Origin of the sequence: Acidiferrobacter sp. SPIII_3, from assembly GCF_003184265.1 — a bacterium.
In the GTDB taxonomy this organism is placed as follows: domain Bacteria; phylum Pseudomonadota; class Gammaproteobacteria; order Acidiferrobacterales; family Acidiferrobacteraceae; genus Acidiferrobacter.
Map to the genome: position 1 here is coordinate 2,752,940 of NZ_CP027663.1, position 13,896 is coordinate 2,766,835.

At 64.7% G+C, this 13,896-nt stretch carries 11 protein-coding genes and 1 pseudogene; 4 read left to right on the forward strand and 8 right to left on the reverse strand.

Going from position 1 to position 13,896, the window contains the following annotated elements; all coding sequences use genetic code 11:
* Nucleotide 1: 1 nt before the first annotated feature.
* The 6 genes from C4901_RS13960 to leuA all read right to left on the reverse strand — a co-directional run bounded on the left by C4901_RS13960 (nt 2) and on the right by leuA (nt 8,429).
* The gene (locus C4901_RS13960; RefSeq protein WP_168185751.1) at nt 2-2,257 is read right to left on the reverse strand and encodes a PAS domain-containing protein; all 2,256 of its coding nucleotides are present in this window, start codon (nt 2,255-2,257) and stop codon (nt 2-4) included.
* A 149-nt stretch (nt 2,258-2,406) separates the two neighbouring features.
* Complete coding sequence (locus C4901_RS13965) at nt 2,407-3,564, reverse strand: acyl-CoA dehydrogenase family protein (protein WP_110137853.1); 1,158 nt, start codon at nt 3,562-3,564, stop codon at nt 2,407-2,409.
* Nucleotides 3,565-3,638: 74 nt separating this feature from the next.
* On the reverse strand, nt 3,639-4,754 hold the full coding sequence (locus C4901_RS13970) for a c-type cytochrome (RefSeq protein WP_110137854.1): 1,116 nt from the start codon (nt 4,752-4,754) through the stop codon (nt 3,639-3,641).
* 243 nt (nt 4,755-4,997) lie between these two features.
* A complete protein-coding gene (locus C4901_RS13975; RefSeq protein WP_110137855.1) occupies nt 4,998-5,138 on the reverse strand; it encodes a DUF3096 domain-containing protein in 141 nt (46 codons plus the stop codon).
* 113 nt (nt 5,139-5,251) lie between these two features.
* Nucleotides 5,252-5,806 carry a YIP1 family protein gene (locus C4901_RS13980; protein WP_168185752.1) on the reverse strand — a complete coding sequence of 185 codons (555 nt, stop codon included), beginning with the start codon at nt 5,804-5,806 and terminating at the stop codon, nt 5,252-5,254.
* 901 nt (nt 5,807-6,707) lie between these two features.
* Nucleotides 6,708-8,429: a 2-isopropylmalate synthase gene (leuA, locus tag C4901_RS13985; protein WP_370445987.1), complete on the reverse strand. Its 1,722-nt coding sequence runs from the start codon at nt 8,427-8,429 to the stop codon at nt 6,708-6,710.
* 399 nt (nt 8,430-8,828) lie between these two features.
* Here leuA and C4901_RS13990 point away from each other — a divergent pair, with 399 nt between their 5' ends.
* The 4 genes and pseudogenes from C4901_RS13990 (at nt 8,829) to C4901_RS14000 (ending at nt 11,173) form a co-directional block, all read left to right on the forward strand.
* Entirely contained in the window at nt 8,829-9,230 is a 402-nt protein-coding gene (locus tag C4901_RS13990) for a hypothetical protein (RefSeq protein ID WP_145960745.1), read from the forward strand.
* Nucleotides 9,218-9,532, forward strand: a pseudogene (locus tag C4901_RS19570) (ISNCY family transposase); the annotation flags it as partial. The gene C4901_RS13990 and the pseudogene C4901_RS19570, both read left to right, overlap by 13 nt.
* Before the next feature lie 151 nt (nt 9,533-9,683).
* The gene (locus C4901_RS13995) at nt 9,684-10,364 is read left to right on the forward strand and encodes a hypothetical protein (RefSeq protein ID WP_110137859.1); all 681 of its coding nucleotides are present in this window, start codon (nt 9,684-9,686) and stop codon (nt 10,362-10,364) included.
* A gap of 8 nt (nt 10,365-10,372) precedes the next feature.
* Nucleotides 10,373-11,173, forward strand: coding sequence for a Druantia anti-phage system protein DruA (locus C4901_RS14000; RefSeq protein WP_205736033.1), 801 nt, complete (start codon nt 10,373-10,375; stop codon nt 11,171-11,173).
* A gap of 492 nt (nt 11,174-11,665) precedes the next feature.
* Here C4901_RS14000 and C4901_RS14005 read toward each other — a convergent pair whose 3' ends face one another.
* Both C4901_RS14005 and C4901_RS14010 read right to left on the reverse strand, forming a co-directional pair.
* A complete protein-coding gene (locus C4901_RS14005; protein ID WP_145960747.1) occupies nt 11,666-12,415 on the reverse strand; it encodes a hypothetical protein in 750 nt (249 codons plus the stop codon).
* A gap of 591 nt (nt 12,416-13,006) precedes the next feature.
* Nucleotides 13,007-13,837, reverse strand: coding sequence for a hypothetical protein (locus tag C4901_RS14010; protein ID WP_110137861.1), 831 nt, complete (start codon nt 13,835-13,837; stop codon nt 13,007-13,009).
* Nucleotides 13,838-13,896: the final 59 nt, after the last annotated feature.

Genomic DNA, 13,896 nt, shown 5'->3' on the forward strand with positions numbered 1-13,896 from the left:
ATCAGGTCTTGTCGTGCGAGGCGCGCACCACCCGCGCGAGATTCGCCGCCAACTCACGTACATCATAGGGTTTGGCGATCACGCCGACAAACCCGTGATCCTGGTAGGCGGACATCACCGGATCATTGCAATAGCCGCTCGACACCAGCAGGCGCGCGTCGCGGTCGATGGCGAGGATGCGGCGTGCCGCCTCGCGCCCATCCATGCCGCCCGGCACCGTGAGGTCGACGATGACCGCATCGGGCCTGCGACCTTCGGCGAGCCGCATGCCATACAGCGAGACCAGCGATTCCCCGTCGGCGACCGACTCCACCTCGTAACCCAGATGGCCCAATATATCGGCGCACACGCTGCGCACCGGCTCCTCATCGTCCATGATCACGACGTAGCCGCGACCCCCGTCGGGCTCCCCACGGGCACGCCTTTCGTCGCCGGCGGGGGCGGGGGCGGGATGCGTATCGGCGGCCGGCAGATAGATCTCGAACCGCGCGCCACGACGGCTGTCACCGATGCCGATATGGCCACCGTGGCGCTGCACAACGGAGTAAGCGGTGGCAAGCCCAAGGCCGGTCCCCGACTCCTTGGTGGTAAAATAGGGGTGGAACACCCGCTCCCGATCGGCCTCGGGAATACCCGGCCCTTCGTCCTCGATGAACAACCGGACATACGGGCCCTCTTTCAAGGGCGGCACCTCATTAGGACGCAGGCGGACATTGGACCCGCCCACGGCTATGGTCCCGCCCGCGGGCATGGCCTGGATGGCGTTCAACAGGATATTGGACAAAGCCTGCGACATCTGGCCCGGATCGAATTCCGTGCTCCACAGATCATCGGGAAACGCGAACGATGTCACGGTCTTGGTCCCATGGAGCAGAAACCGCGCCGTATCCTCGATCAGGGCCCGCAGGGAGCCGGTCCTCTTCAAGGGCGCCCCGCCCTTGGCAAACGTCAACAATTGCTGGGTGAGATCACGCGCGCGATAAAAGGCCTGATCCGCCTGCTCCAGGAGCGCCAGCACCGGGGAGTCGGGCGGGACATGCAGACGCATAAGGCTGATATTGCCAAACAACGCCGTGAGAATATTATTGAAGTCATGGGCGATGCCGCCCGCGAGAAAGCCGATGGCCTCCAGTTGGCGGGCGCGCAGCAAGGCATCTTCTATACGCTGCTTCTCGGTCACGTCGCGAAACACGAGCACGACCCCGGTAATGCGTCCCGCGGCATCGCGGATCGGGGCCCCGCTATCGGCGATCAGGCGGCGGCTGCCATCGCGGGCGATCAGGGCGGTATGGTTGGCGAGTTCGATGACGGCATTGGTGCGCAGCACCTGGCTCACCGGATCTTCGCGGGGCTCCAGGGTGCGCTCCTGAACGACCCGGAAGACCCGCGAGAGCGGCTGACCCAGGGCGTCGGCGAGCGGCCATCCGCAGAGGGTCTCGGCGACGCGGTTCAGGAGGGTCACGCGGCCGGCGGTGTCGGTGGTGATGACCCCATCCCCGATGCTCCGCAAGGTCACGAGCAGGCGTTCGCGCTCGGCCGCCAGCGACTCCTGATAGCGGTTGCGGGCGGTGACGTCGCGCATGAAGAGCGCGAAACCTAGACACCGGCCGCCCTCGTCACCGACCTCGGCCAGGGTCACATCCACGTCGACCCGCTGCCCCACGGCGTTGCATAGGCTGATGTCACGCCGCATCGCGGCATGTCCGTCCATGACCTCCGCCAACACCGAAAGGAGGGTGGGCGTATCCCTCGCGCCCCCCGGGCACGAGAGAAAGTCGAGCGGCCGCCCGACGGCGGCGTCCTCGTCATAGCCAAACATCGCCATCGCGCCGTCATTCCAGAGACTGATCGTGCCATGCGCGTCGAGAAACACGATGCCGTCCGGGGCATTGAGCAGCACGCTCGCCAGGTACTGGTTCGACTGCAGGAGCCGGCGCACGTTGGCGGGCTGCGGAATCTGGCGCGACAGACGGGTGTTGATGGCCTCCACGGTCGCGCTGCGCGCGTGGCGGCGGATGGCGGCCGCCATATGACCGGCCAGTTCATCGGCCAGATTTGCGCTTTCCGTGTCCTGCATCCGATACAAATCGCCGAACAAACCGCGCACCGTGAGCTCGTTTTGTAAGACCAGAAGGCGCAGCGCGGGGGCCAGAAATACGATCAGCGCGTCCGGCCACAAAGAACGGGCACGGCGTGCCGTGGCAAATAGCGGCGTCACGCCCGGGGCCAACAGCACCACCAGCGGGGCCGCGGACATGGTGCCGGCGAGATTATCGGCCGATTCGATGAAAACCCGTTGGAATGATACCTGGCACGCCGCGGCTGCGGTTCGTGCCCGCTCCGCAAGGGGATCCGTAGACCGCTCCCGCGCGCGATCGTCGATAAACAGCGCCGCGTGTCCTGCCATCAAAGGATCGGCAGTCCGAGCAATAAGCGCCCGGTCCACAAACGCAGCAAGGCCGACGGCGGCGCCATCACGGGCGCGGCGTGCGCATCGCGCAGCAATCGCGCCTGCACGGCATTCTCGCGATACGCCGCGCCCCCGCACAAGGCCATGGCCTCGGTCGCGACCTCGACTGCCGTCTCGCCGGCACCCACCTTGCTAGCCAGGATCGCCGGCAAGGCGTCCGGATCGTTGGCATCGGCCAGTTCGGCGGCATGATAAGCCAGCAGGCGCGCCTGTTGAACGCGCGTCCACAAGACCCCCGCCTTATCCTGGATCATATCGGCGCGCGCAAGCGACTCTCCGGAATGGCTGAAGGTCCGCTCGCGCACGTGCGCAAGGGCATTGGCCAACGCCGCCTGGGCGATGCCGTTGTAGGTGCCGGCCATGGCCGTGAGAAAATACGGGGCGACGATCTGAAAGAAATACCATACCTCGTCGCCCTCGTCGCCGAGCCGGTTGGCGCGCGGCACCCGCACGTCGTCCAATCGCAGCCCCCGCGAGGAGTTGCCGCGCAGGCCCATGCCGTTCCATGGCTCGAGCCAGGACAGGCCGGTCGCGGTCTTATCGACGAGGACGCACGAGAATTCGCCCTGCTCGTTCGGTTCGCTGGCCTGCGTCGAGACCACATAGGAGTCGGCGTGAGAGCCATTGGTCACGAATTGCTTGGTGCCGCGCACCCGATAATCGGGCCCGTCCTGTCGCAGCTCTGTATCGGCGAGGTAGGCGTGCGCTCCATGAGCGGACTCGGATAGCGCCAGGGTGGTAATGTGTCGCCCCTGGGCGATGGGCGCGAGATAACGCTCCTCCTGGTCGCGCGTGGCCTTCGCGGCAATCACCGCCGAGCCTACGCAATGCATGCCGTAGCATAACGCCGAAGACGCACAGTCCTGCGCCAGGGTCTCGGTCGCCATCACCAGGGCCGAGAAGCCCTCCTCCAGCCCTCCCAGCCGTTTCGGGACATGCAGCCCCATGAGGCCCGCGTCCGCCAACGCCGCGAAGCTTGTCGCGGGCCATTGGGCCTCCTGGTCGACTCTGGCGGCGTGCGGCCTCAATACTTCCTCGGCCACCGTCGCGAATCGCGCCTGCAGTGAGCGTAGCCGTGCGGGGATGACTTTCATGGGCAGAATCCGGGAAGGCACTGCATGACACTGTCCTCCTGCAAGAACGGCAGATCGGCATCCGCACCCACCCGTTAGCGGGGCCGCGGTCGGGCGTCCAGAAATGCGGCCAGATCATAGGCCGCCCCGGCTGTCAGGCTACCGGAATCGGCATAGGGCATGGTGTCCTTCAAAAAGGCCGCCAAAACCGCCCTTCGGGCGAGGCTTGCGCGCTGCCCGAAACTCCGTGGCCCCCACACGGGGGGAAACATGAAACGCCCAGTATATCGCGTACCCTGCCCCCGTTCACCGTGACACACGGCGCACTGCTGAACATAAAGCCTAGCGCCGCGTCCAATATCGAGACGACGTTCCGGTCGCGCAACGGGCGCATAGCCACGCCCGGGCGTGCGCGCGCCTATGGCCTCACCGCGGCTCATCCAATGCACATAGGCGAGGAGGTCCGTCAGGACCGGGCTGTCAAGCGGCGGGGCGCGTCCGTTCTCGCTTTGCACAAAGGCCGCCTGAATGCGCGCCGCGAGTGTCGTCATGTGCCCGTGGTAGAGCCGCGGGAACAAGGCGGCCGCCGCCCACAACGGTCCGGCGCCGGCCTCCCGTCCTTCTCCCAGATGACAGTCGCCGCAGGATAGGGCATTACCGACGAAAGGTCGCGCATAACGGCCGGTATGATCGAAGATCGCGCGGCCGCGCAAGACGGCGTCACCAAAAAGCGTGGGCGGGATCGCATCACGACGTGGCGGAACGAAGACCCGCGATTCCACCGCGGGCAAGGGGGCGCTCGTGACCGGCACGGGCAGGCGCGGCCACGCGCCCAGCACACTCACATAGAGTGCGATATCGTTGATCTGACGATCGCTCAAGGGCCGTGCCGCCGCGCGCATGAGTCCCGGTCCCGGACCACGCCGTGCCCCGGCCCGAAAGGAGCGCAGCTCGGCCTTGAGATAGCCCTGCGGCTGTCCCGCGATCCAGGGGAACCTCGCGCCCAGACCGCGACCGCGCGGCCCATGGCAGCGGGCGCAGGCCACCACGCGGTCGGCGAGATCGCCGTGTTCATAATAGTGCCGGCCATGGGCCAGGCGGACACGATCATCGCGATGCGCGACCCGCGGAGGATGGGGCGCGAAAGCCCCGTAGTACTGCGCCACCGCGCGCATCTCGGGCACGGAAAGACGGCGGGCGATGGGGGTCATGATGCCATTCAGGCGCCTGCCGTCGGCAAAAGAGCGAAGCGCATTGAAAAGGTAGGTGACACCGAGCCCCGCGAGCCTGGGATACGCGAAATGTGCCCGCCCCTGCCCTTGCCGTCCATGGCAGCCGGCGCAGGCCTGGACAGACCCGAAACCACGGAGCGCAAGTCGCGCCCCCAGGGCCGGCGGACGGACCGCGGCGTGGGCCGTCGTCGCCCCCCCATAACAAGAGCGCGACGACGCGCCTCATCCCCCGTACATCATTCCCAGGATACCGATGGCGATCAGATAAATGGCCACGATGTAGTTGAGTAGGCGCGGGACAACGAGAATGAGGACGCCGGCGATCAGGGAGATGAGCGGCGCGAGCGCAATGTGGAGATACATGGGTGTCGTCTCGTAGAGGACCGGAAACCACGAGCTTACCTGATTTCCGTCAGACTCGTCCCTCCTTCTTGCCGAGCACAGGAGAAGGCCTTCGCCGAGCTCGCAGGAACGCCCTAGATCGACGAGGGGGGCATGCGAGTCTGGGCGGCCGGTCGGCTCATGTGGGCAACCGGGTGCGCCAGACCATGATGCAGGACATAGTGCTCGGCGCGCGTGACAAAGATGGTCATGGCAAGCCCGAGCGCGGCGAACACGGCGGTCGCCTTGAGCCGACCTATGCCATGGACATAGACGCTCGCGATGATAAGCAGCGCAAACCACCAGAACAACCCGGCGAGCGTCAGGTAGGGTACGAAGCCCATGACCGTGGTCACCGGCGAAATCGCGTAGCTGTAGGCAAACGTACGGTAGGCGGTCTCATAGGACTGCCCAGAACCCATGAGCCTCCAGAATACGAAAAACACGGTCGTGAGCACGAAACCCGACAGGGTCAACGCCAACGGCGCGAGCACGAAGGCATGAACAGCGAACGCGAGCCCCGCCGCGGGTCCGACGGCCAATGCCTCAAAGAGGGACAACAACACCATATCGAGCAGACCGATGACGAGCAGGAACACATACGGGGTCCGAAATCCGCCCCGTTTCGGCATCGTCTCGAAGAACGCCACGGGCCTTAATATAACGTTTATGGCCGTGTCACGAATGACCCTCAAAACCCCGACAACCGTATCCCCTGACCGCATCGTAGCCCCTTTGTACGGGGCCGAGCATACCAGCGCCCGCCATGCGACGGCTAGGCCTGGGGCACGACCAGACACGGCAACGCCTCACGATAGGCACCGCCGGCCGCCATCCAGGCGTTCGCCACGCGGGCGCGCGTACAATGCATACGGCCACGAGGCCGGCGGGGGGCCCGGTCCCCCCGCCCCTCCAAAGACCCCCTGAAGCCTGCCCGGCAGGCTAGGGCCCGCACTGACCGGCCACCATCTCCGGTCAGGAATATTGACTCAGGAATATTGACGCTCCATGCCACACCCGCATATCCCGTCCGCAGTCCAGACACCATCCCTGCCGGAACCGGCGCCATGCCGCGCGACCCCAAGCCGTGAGACCCCCGGGATAGGCCGCCCAAGAACCGGGATACAAGAAGCACGCGGCCCTTGCCTCGCGCCTCTCCGACACCGTAGTCCGCGTCAGGCGCCGCCCGCTGACCCCGTACCGCCACCCGTGGATCCGCTCCCACCGCCCGTGGCCCCCGTACCGCCGCCCGAGGATGCCGTGCCCCCGGTCGTCCCGCTGCTGCCGGCACCACCACCGGCGGCGCCGGGCGTACCTGTCCCGCCGCCATTGGCACCGGCGCCGCCCGCGGTCCCCGACGACGACGCCGTCCCTGACCCATGGGTGGCGCCACCACTCGGCTTATGGTGGCAGGCCGTCAACATTGTCATCAAAAGCAGGGAACTGCCCACCGCCGCTAACTGCTTTCTCATAGCGCTCCTCCTTGCCGTCTGTGCGCGAGACATCCGAAGTGCGCAACGATAGCAAGCCCTTTCAGAGTCTGTATGAGACCTATGGCAACCCCACCTGAGGGGCCATCGCAGCCCCCCCGAGGGCGATATGGGACCCATTGCCAGCGATCGCGGCACCGGCCGCCAGATCGGCCCACGCCCGGACCAGGGCCATCAGCGAGGCCGTCACGAGACTCTCGTGTAGACCGGCGGCCATCACCGTCCGGCCGTCCTCGAGGCCCGCCACCTCCACGATCGCCAAGGCCTGCGCGTCCGACCCGGCGCGCACCGCCCGCTCCTCGTAGTGACATAACCGCATCGCCCCCGGCAATGCCCGGCACGCCGCGTCCAGCGGACCGTTCCCGTACCCCTCGTAGCGCACGGTCTGCCCGCCAATGGCAAGGTGCAGTCGCACCCGATCACCGTCGACGCCGGTCTCAAGATCATGGCCGTGGTAGCGGACCGCTTGCGGATCCTTCAGGTAACGGTCGCAAAAGATGTTCCAGATATCGGCCGCCGTGATCTCGCCTCCCCCCTCATCGGCGCGCGCTTGTACCGCCGCGCCCAATCCGATCAACATCCGGCGCGGCAGCACGATCCCATAGCAGGCCTCCAGGAGGTGGGCGACGCCGCCCTTGCCCGACTGGCTGGTTACGCGAATCACCGCCTGATAGTCGCGCCCCACATCCTTGGGGTCGAGCGGCAGATAGGGCACGTTCCAGGGGTCATCCGGGCGCTGCGCGGACAGACCTTTGTGGATCGCGTCCTGATGAGACCCGGAAAACGCCGTGTACACGAGATCCCCGACGTAAGGGTGGCGCGGATGCACCGGCAGACGCGTGAGACGCGAGGCCGTGCGCGCGATCTCGTCGAGTCGCGAAAAATCCAGTCGTGGCGCGACCCCTTGCGTATACAGGTTCAATGCGAGGGTCACGAGATCGACGTTGCCGGTACGCTCGCCGTTGCCAAAGAGACAACCTTCCACCCGTTCCGCGCCCGCCATCATCGCGAGCTCCGCGGCCGCCACGGCGGAACCCCGGTCGTTATGCGGATGCACGCTCAAAATGACCGCCTCGCGCCGCGCGATGTGGCGGTGCATCCATTCCACCTGATCGGCAAAGACATTGGGTGTCGCCACCTCCACGGTTGCCGGCAGATTGATGATCGAGGGGGCTTCATCCGTGGCGCCGAACGCCTCCACGACGGCATCGCAGATCGCCTTCGCAAAGTCCAATTCCGTGGCGCTGAACGCCTCCGGGCTGTACTGCAGGACCCATTGCGTCTCCGGACGGCGGTCCGTTGCCGCCCGTATGCGGCGCGCGGCATCGACCGCCATGGCCATGACCTCGGCCCTGGTCTTGCGAAACACCACGTCGCGAAACACCGGCGATACGGCGTTATAGAGGTGGACGATCGCCCGCCGCGCGCCCGCAAGGGCCTCTATCGAACGGTCGATGAGATCGGCGCGTGCCGGCGTGAGCACCCCTATGGTCACATCGTCCGGTACCGCACGCCGTTCGATGAGGTCGCGCACGAAGGTGAAATCGGCGCGCGACGCCGACGGGAAACCGACCTCGATCTCCTTGAAGCCCACCGCGCACAGCAGTTCGAAGAATTCCCGCTTCGCGTCGATATTCAGGGGCTCGAACAGGGCCTGGTTCCCGTCGCGCAGATCGGTACTGAGCCAGGCCGGCGGGGTCTCAATCGTACGCCCGGGCCACGTCCTATCCGTGAGATTCACCGGCGCAAAGGGCCGGTATTTGTCGTGCGGTGTCTCCAACATCATGGCATCTCCCAAGGTCCGTGCGACTCATGCCGTGGTCGGCGGCAACAACTGCCGGGCAACCGTTACTCACGGCCCGGCAGGCGCGACGCAGTCGCAGATTCCTCGAGAAATCGGAGATGGACACGCTACCACCCCAAGCGAAAACAATGAAAAGTCGAGACGAAGGATTAGCGGATATTACAGGGCGGAATACGCCCGCAGTCGCTCAAACCGGCGACCGGGGCACACAAGCGTATGGACAAGAGGCGTCATATATTCATATTCACCCCGATGCTTGGCGGTGTCAAGGCCAAGCCACGGCCGCCAGCAATTCTCAATGTGGCAATGACCGTGAAGGCTGGACAAAAGGTGCGGTCTGCGGTATAACAGCGCTGGGCCATGGTACGCGAGCGCGGCGTGACGGATCTTGTTACCGAAAATCCCCTGAGTCTCAATGTCTTAGTGGAATCGCTCAAAGAAGTGATGCGGGCGGCTCCCGACAAACGGACGGGGAAGAACGGCGTCTATAGCATGGAAGATGCAGCGCTGGCGGCCTTTGCCATCTTCTTGACGCAAAGCCCGTCGTTTCTGGCCTATCAGAGGACGATGGAGCAGACCCGTGGCCAAAGCAACGCGCAGACGCTCTTGGGCATGAGTCAAATCCCGACGGATAATTGTGTGCGCACGATGCTCGATCCCGTGGCGCCTGCTCACCTGTTCCCGCTCTTTACGCAGATATTTCAGGCCCTGAACGCGAGCGGCCACATCGATCCCTTTCGGGTGGCACTCGATGCCTGCGGCAGATATTTCAGGCCCTGAACGCGAGCGGCCACATCGATCCCTTTCGGGTGGCACTCGATGCCTGCGCAAGCGGTCCGGGCCAGCTCCTCATCGCCCTGGATGGGACGGCTTATCACTCCTCCCCTACCATCCATTGCCCGCAATGCACGCGCATCGAGCACCAGAACGGCTCTGTGAGCTATCAGCATACGGTCATCACACCGGTGATCGTGACCCCGACTTTAAGCCGGGTGATTCCCCTGGCGCCGGAATTCATCGTCCCCCAGGACGGTCACGACAAGCAGGATTGCGAGACGGCGGCGGCCAAGCGCTGGCTTACGACCGCCGCCCACTACCGGGATCAGCACGTCACCGTGCTCGGCGACGACCTCTATAGCCGTCCAGGACGGTCACGACAAGCAGGATTGCGAGACGGCGGCGGCCAAGCGCTGGCTTACGACCGCCGCCCACTACCGGGATCAGCACGTCACCGTGCTCGGCGACGACCTCTATAGCCGTCAACCCCTGTGCGAGCAGATCCTGGCGGCGGGGTTAGACTTCCTCTTGGTCTGCAAACCCAGCTCACATCCCACGCTGTACGAGTGGGTCGAGAGCCTTGCGCGTTCGGGGGGTGTGACGACCCATCAGATCACGCGCCGCAAGGGTAAGCAGGTCTTTACCGACACCTATCGCTTCGCGTCAGAGCTCCCCTTGCGCGGCCACGAGGATGCGCTTTGTGTGAACTGGCTGGAACTGACCACCACCGATGCCGCGGGCCAAACGATGTACCACAACGCCTGGGTCACACGGCATACGATTCACCCCGGTAACGTCGCCATCCTTGCGGGCGCCGCTCGGGCGCGATGGGGCATCGAGAACGGCGCTAACAACACCCTAAAGACCAAGGGTTACCATTTCGAACACAATTTCGGACACGGCAAGCGCCATCTCTCGTCCCTTTTGGCGACCCTGAATCTGCTCGCCTTCCTGTGGCACACCGTGCAGGAGATGACCTACCGGAAGGTCCAGTTGCTGCGCGCGAGCCTCCCCACCCGTCAGACCTTTTTTGACGATATCCGGGCGTTGACCCGGTATCTGTGCTTTCCCAGTTTCGAGGCCTTGCTCGACTTCATGCTGAAGGGCCTCACAATCGACGCGCCCGACAGCAGCTGAGAGCTCTTATGAGTGACCTTCGGTTTTGCGGCCACACACTGGAACCGGCGGAGCTTGCGCTGATCGTCGAGTTGGCAACCCGCTATGGTCGCTTAAGCCGCCATGAGCTGGCACAGACGGTGTGCGAGCTCCTGGGCTGGCAGCGCCCTAATGGACAACCGAAGACGATCGAATGCCGGGCCCTCCTTGAACGGATGCAGGAGGCGGGACTGATCGGCCTGCCCGCGCTGAAGTCCGGTCGCCCGCGCGGGGCGGGGTCGTCGGTTCCGGTCAGCCCGGACCCAGAGTCAGCCCCGCTCGACGCGCCGCTTGCCACCCTGCAGCCAATCAGGCTTCAGCGCGTGGCAACCCCAGGAGAGCGGACCTTGTGGCGCACGCTCATCGAGCGCCATCATTACCTTGGCCATCGCGTGCCCTTTGGCGCCCATCTCCGCTACCTGATCCAAACGACATCCCCGCATCCCAGGGTCCTGGGCTGCCTGCAGTTCTCCTCGCCGGCCTGGCGCCTGAAGGGACGCGATCAGTGGATCGGCTGGGACGATGCCACCCGCGCTCAGCACCTGCAGTCTGTCATCTGCAACTCCCGCTTCTTGATCTTGCCCCACGTGCGGGTTCCCAACCTCGCGAGTCATGTGCTGGCGCTCGCGTTACGCACCGTTACCACCGATTGGACGGCCGCCTACGGCATACGCCCCCTCCTGGCCGAGACCTTGGTCGACCCCGCTCGCTTCACCGGGCATTGTTACCGCGTAGCCAACTGGATTGATGTCGGCCTCACCACGGGCCGCGGCCGCATTGTTACCGCGTAGCCAACTGGATTGATGTCGGCCTCACCACGGGCCGCGGCCGCGAAGACCGCCAACACACACGCCATGGGGTAAGCCCTAAGCGGATATGGCTCTATCCCCTCGTGCCCAACGTCCGACAGAGACTCACGCAAACCCTGTAGATCGACCGCTACCCCGTTTCTGAAGCGGCGTCACTTCACATTGAGAATTGCTGCACGGCCGCATCATGTGGAATCCACCGTAACGGCGGGCGATGGCGGTCGTGCCCGGCAAACGAAACCCGCGGTCGGCGATCATGCCGGCCGCGGGTCAATACCTCCCATCGCCCTTCTTTTTCCCTACAAGCGCTTCATGCGGTCCGTCCCATCCTGGACCACTTCCCCCTCCATCCCGTCACCCCGGATCGGGCCTTGCCGCACCGCTAATCGACCAGCCATAGCGCCACGGCAATCACCCATCCCGCCACGGCAATTTCCACCAATGTCCAAGGCATCATGCTGCATCCCCCCTGTTTTAGAAAGGCCCCTGATGACCGGGCGGCATGGACCAAAGCACCCCCGGCACCGCGAACGTATAGACGGCGGCGAAGGACACCACCCACCCCAGGACACGCTCACTCATCCGCCCCTGCATATACAGGCCCGCGAGATTCATGGCCACGAACCATACCAGGGCTATGGTAAAGTGATACATCCAGGTGCCCCCCGTGGGGGCCGGTGTCGTCAGAAAGAAGTAGGCATACACACCCGTGAGCCACCCTATGAAGATCGCGACCGCGCCCAGCTGGTGGCGCGATTCGACACGAAAGATCTGGGTCAGCCCAAGGGCCGTGAAAAAGAACGCGTACATGCCGGCAAGCCCGGTCACGAGGTTCGTGAGCGGTCCAAGCCCCTGCGCTACCATCATCGCGATCAGAAAGGGCCACCACATGATACCGGCCGTCGCCGTGATGATACCCACGCCAAACTCGCTTGCCTTCTTGCGCGCCGGATCGAGGTGCATGAGGCCATTGGCCAGCAGCGCGAACGAGCCGATATACATGAGCGGCGCGATCCATTTCCCGTCGCTCGTCACGAAAAACGGCTTGGCCGGCGCCAGATCCTTCGCGATCTGCGCCAAGGACGCCGCCGCACCCCCATCCCCCGCAGTCGACACCGTCGCGGCCCATGCCGGATGCATTCCCACCACAAACAGACATAAGCCGACCACGAGCATGATCAGGTGGCCCGGCCACAGACCCGAACGACTCTCCATTCGTTTCATGATCTCCTCCACTTTGTTATGATTGTGATTCCCTGCCGATCGCCTGCGCAGCCAGTGTATCCAGGCCCTGCGAAAAATGTCCTATTGCGTTTTTTTATATATCCTAACTATTTTCTATTTTTGCAATTCAGCAAATTATCGATTAATGATCGTTCGCGAAAACGACTGTCGCGGTCGGGCGCCAGGACGCGGCGGGGGCGGCGGCCGCGCCCCAGCCCATCGAGGACGGCCCGGGAACGCCGAGGCCCCGGGCCACACCGATAGGCACGAGCAGATTGAGGGTTTGAACAGGATGCGGTGATCCCGGAAAGCGGGGAAGGATGGCCGCCTGGCCATGGGTCGGGGACGCGGGCCCGATATCCTCCCCCGCCTCGGCCTATGGCCGCCTTACAGACAAAAAACGGGAATTCCCGGGGTTGGACCGGATGCCCCGCTCCTTGGCGGGCTCTGGGTCATCCAACCTACAATGTGCGGCTTGCCCGGCAGGCACAACGGGCCTGTGCGCCCCGGAATGTGGGTGACACCGTGAGGTCGATGGGCCGGACGCGCTTTTGGTCATGATCTGATGGGCCGCCGCACGACCGGGCCCGATCAGGGCGTGGCGGCAGGCCCGACCAGGCCGCCCGCGATCACGAAGGCGGCCAGCAACACCACGCCCCACATCAGTGCGGCGATCACGATCGCGCATAAGGCCGCCAGGAAAACGAAGGCGCGCAGGGCGTGACTGAGGGGGCCTGCGCCCAGGAAGTGCAAAAGGATCAGGAGCATGACCGAGATCGCGGCAATCGTCAGGCCCACCCCCATCAAGGTTCCGATGCCGGCGAAATTCAGGAACAGATAGCGGCGATAGCCGCGACGGAAGATCTTTAAAGCGGCGCGCAGGGCCGCAGATGCCGGAAGCGCATAACGGGCCGCGAGCGCCATGGCCATGATGACGGTGTTGCCAAAAATCCCCAGGACCAGGACCGCGGCAAGCAGAAACAGGAACGGCCACAATGGGCCATCGAGCAGGACGACGGGGTGATGGGGATTGCCGGTCGCCTGCATACCGCTCGCGGCCGTAAACCACGCCAAGACCCGGAAGACCACAAGGGCCAGGACCTGCAAGATGATCGCGAGCAACCAGGCCTCGCCGCGCTTCACACCCCACAAAAGATCCATAAAGCGGGCGTCGCGGCCATCGGCGACGTTCGCCAGACTGCGCATGAGGCCCATTTGCAAGACAACCGCCACGACCGCCAGACCCCAGGAGAACAGGGCTAGACGCAAACCCGCCGACCACGTCGACGGCGTGCCCACCGGCAGGATGTGGGCTGATGCCAAAAGCGCGAAGATCAGCATGGTGGCCAGCTGCAAAACCACGAACTCCGTCGTAAAGAGCGCGAAGCCCCGCCGATAGAGGGCGACACCCTGGCGGAGCATCTCCAGAGAACCCTGTGATTTCCCACCCGCCATATCCCACCCCCCTTGTCTCTGGTAAC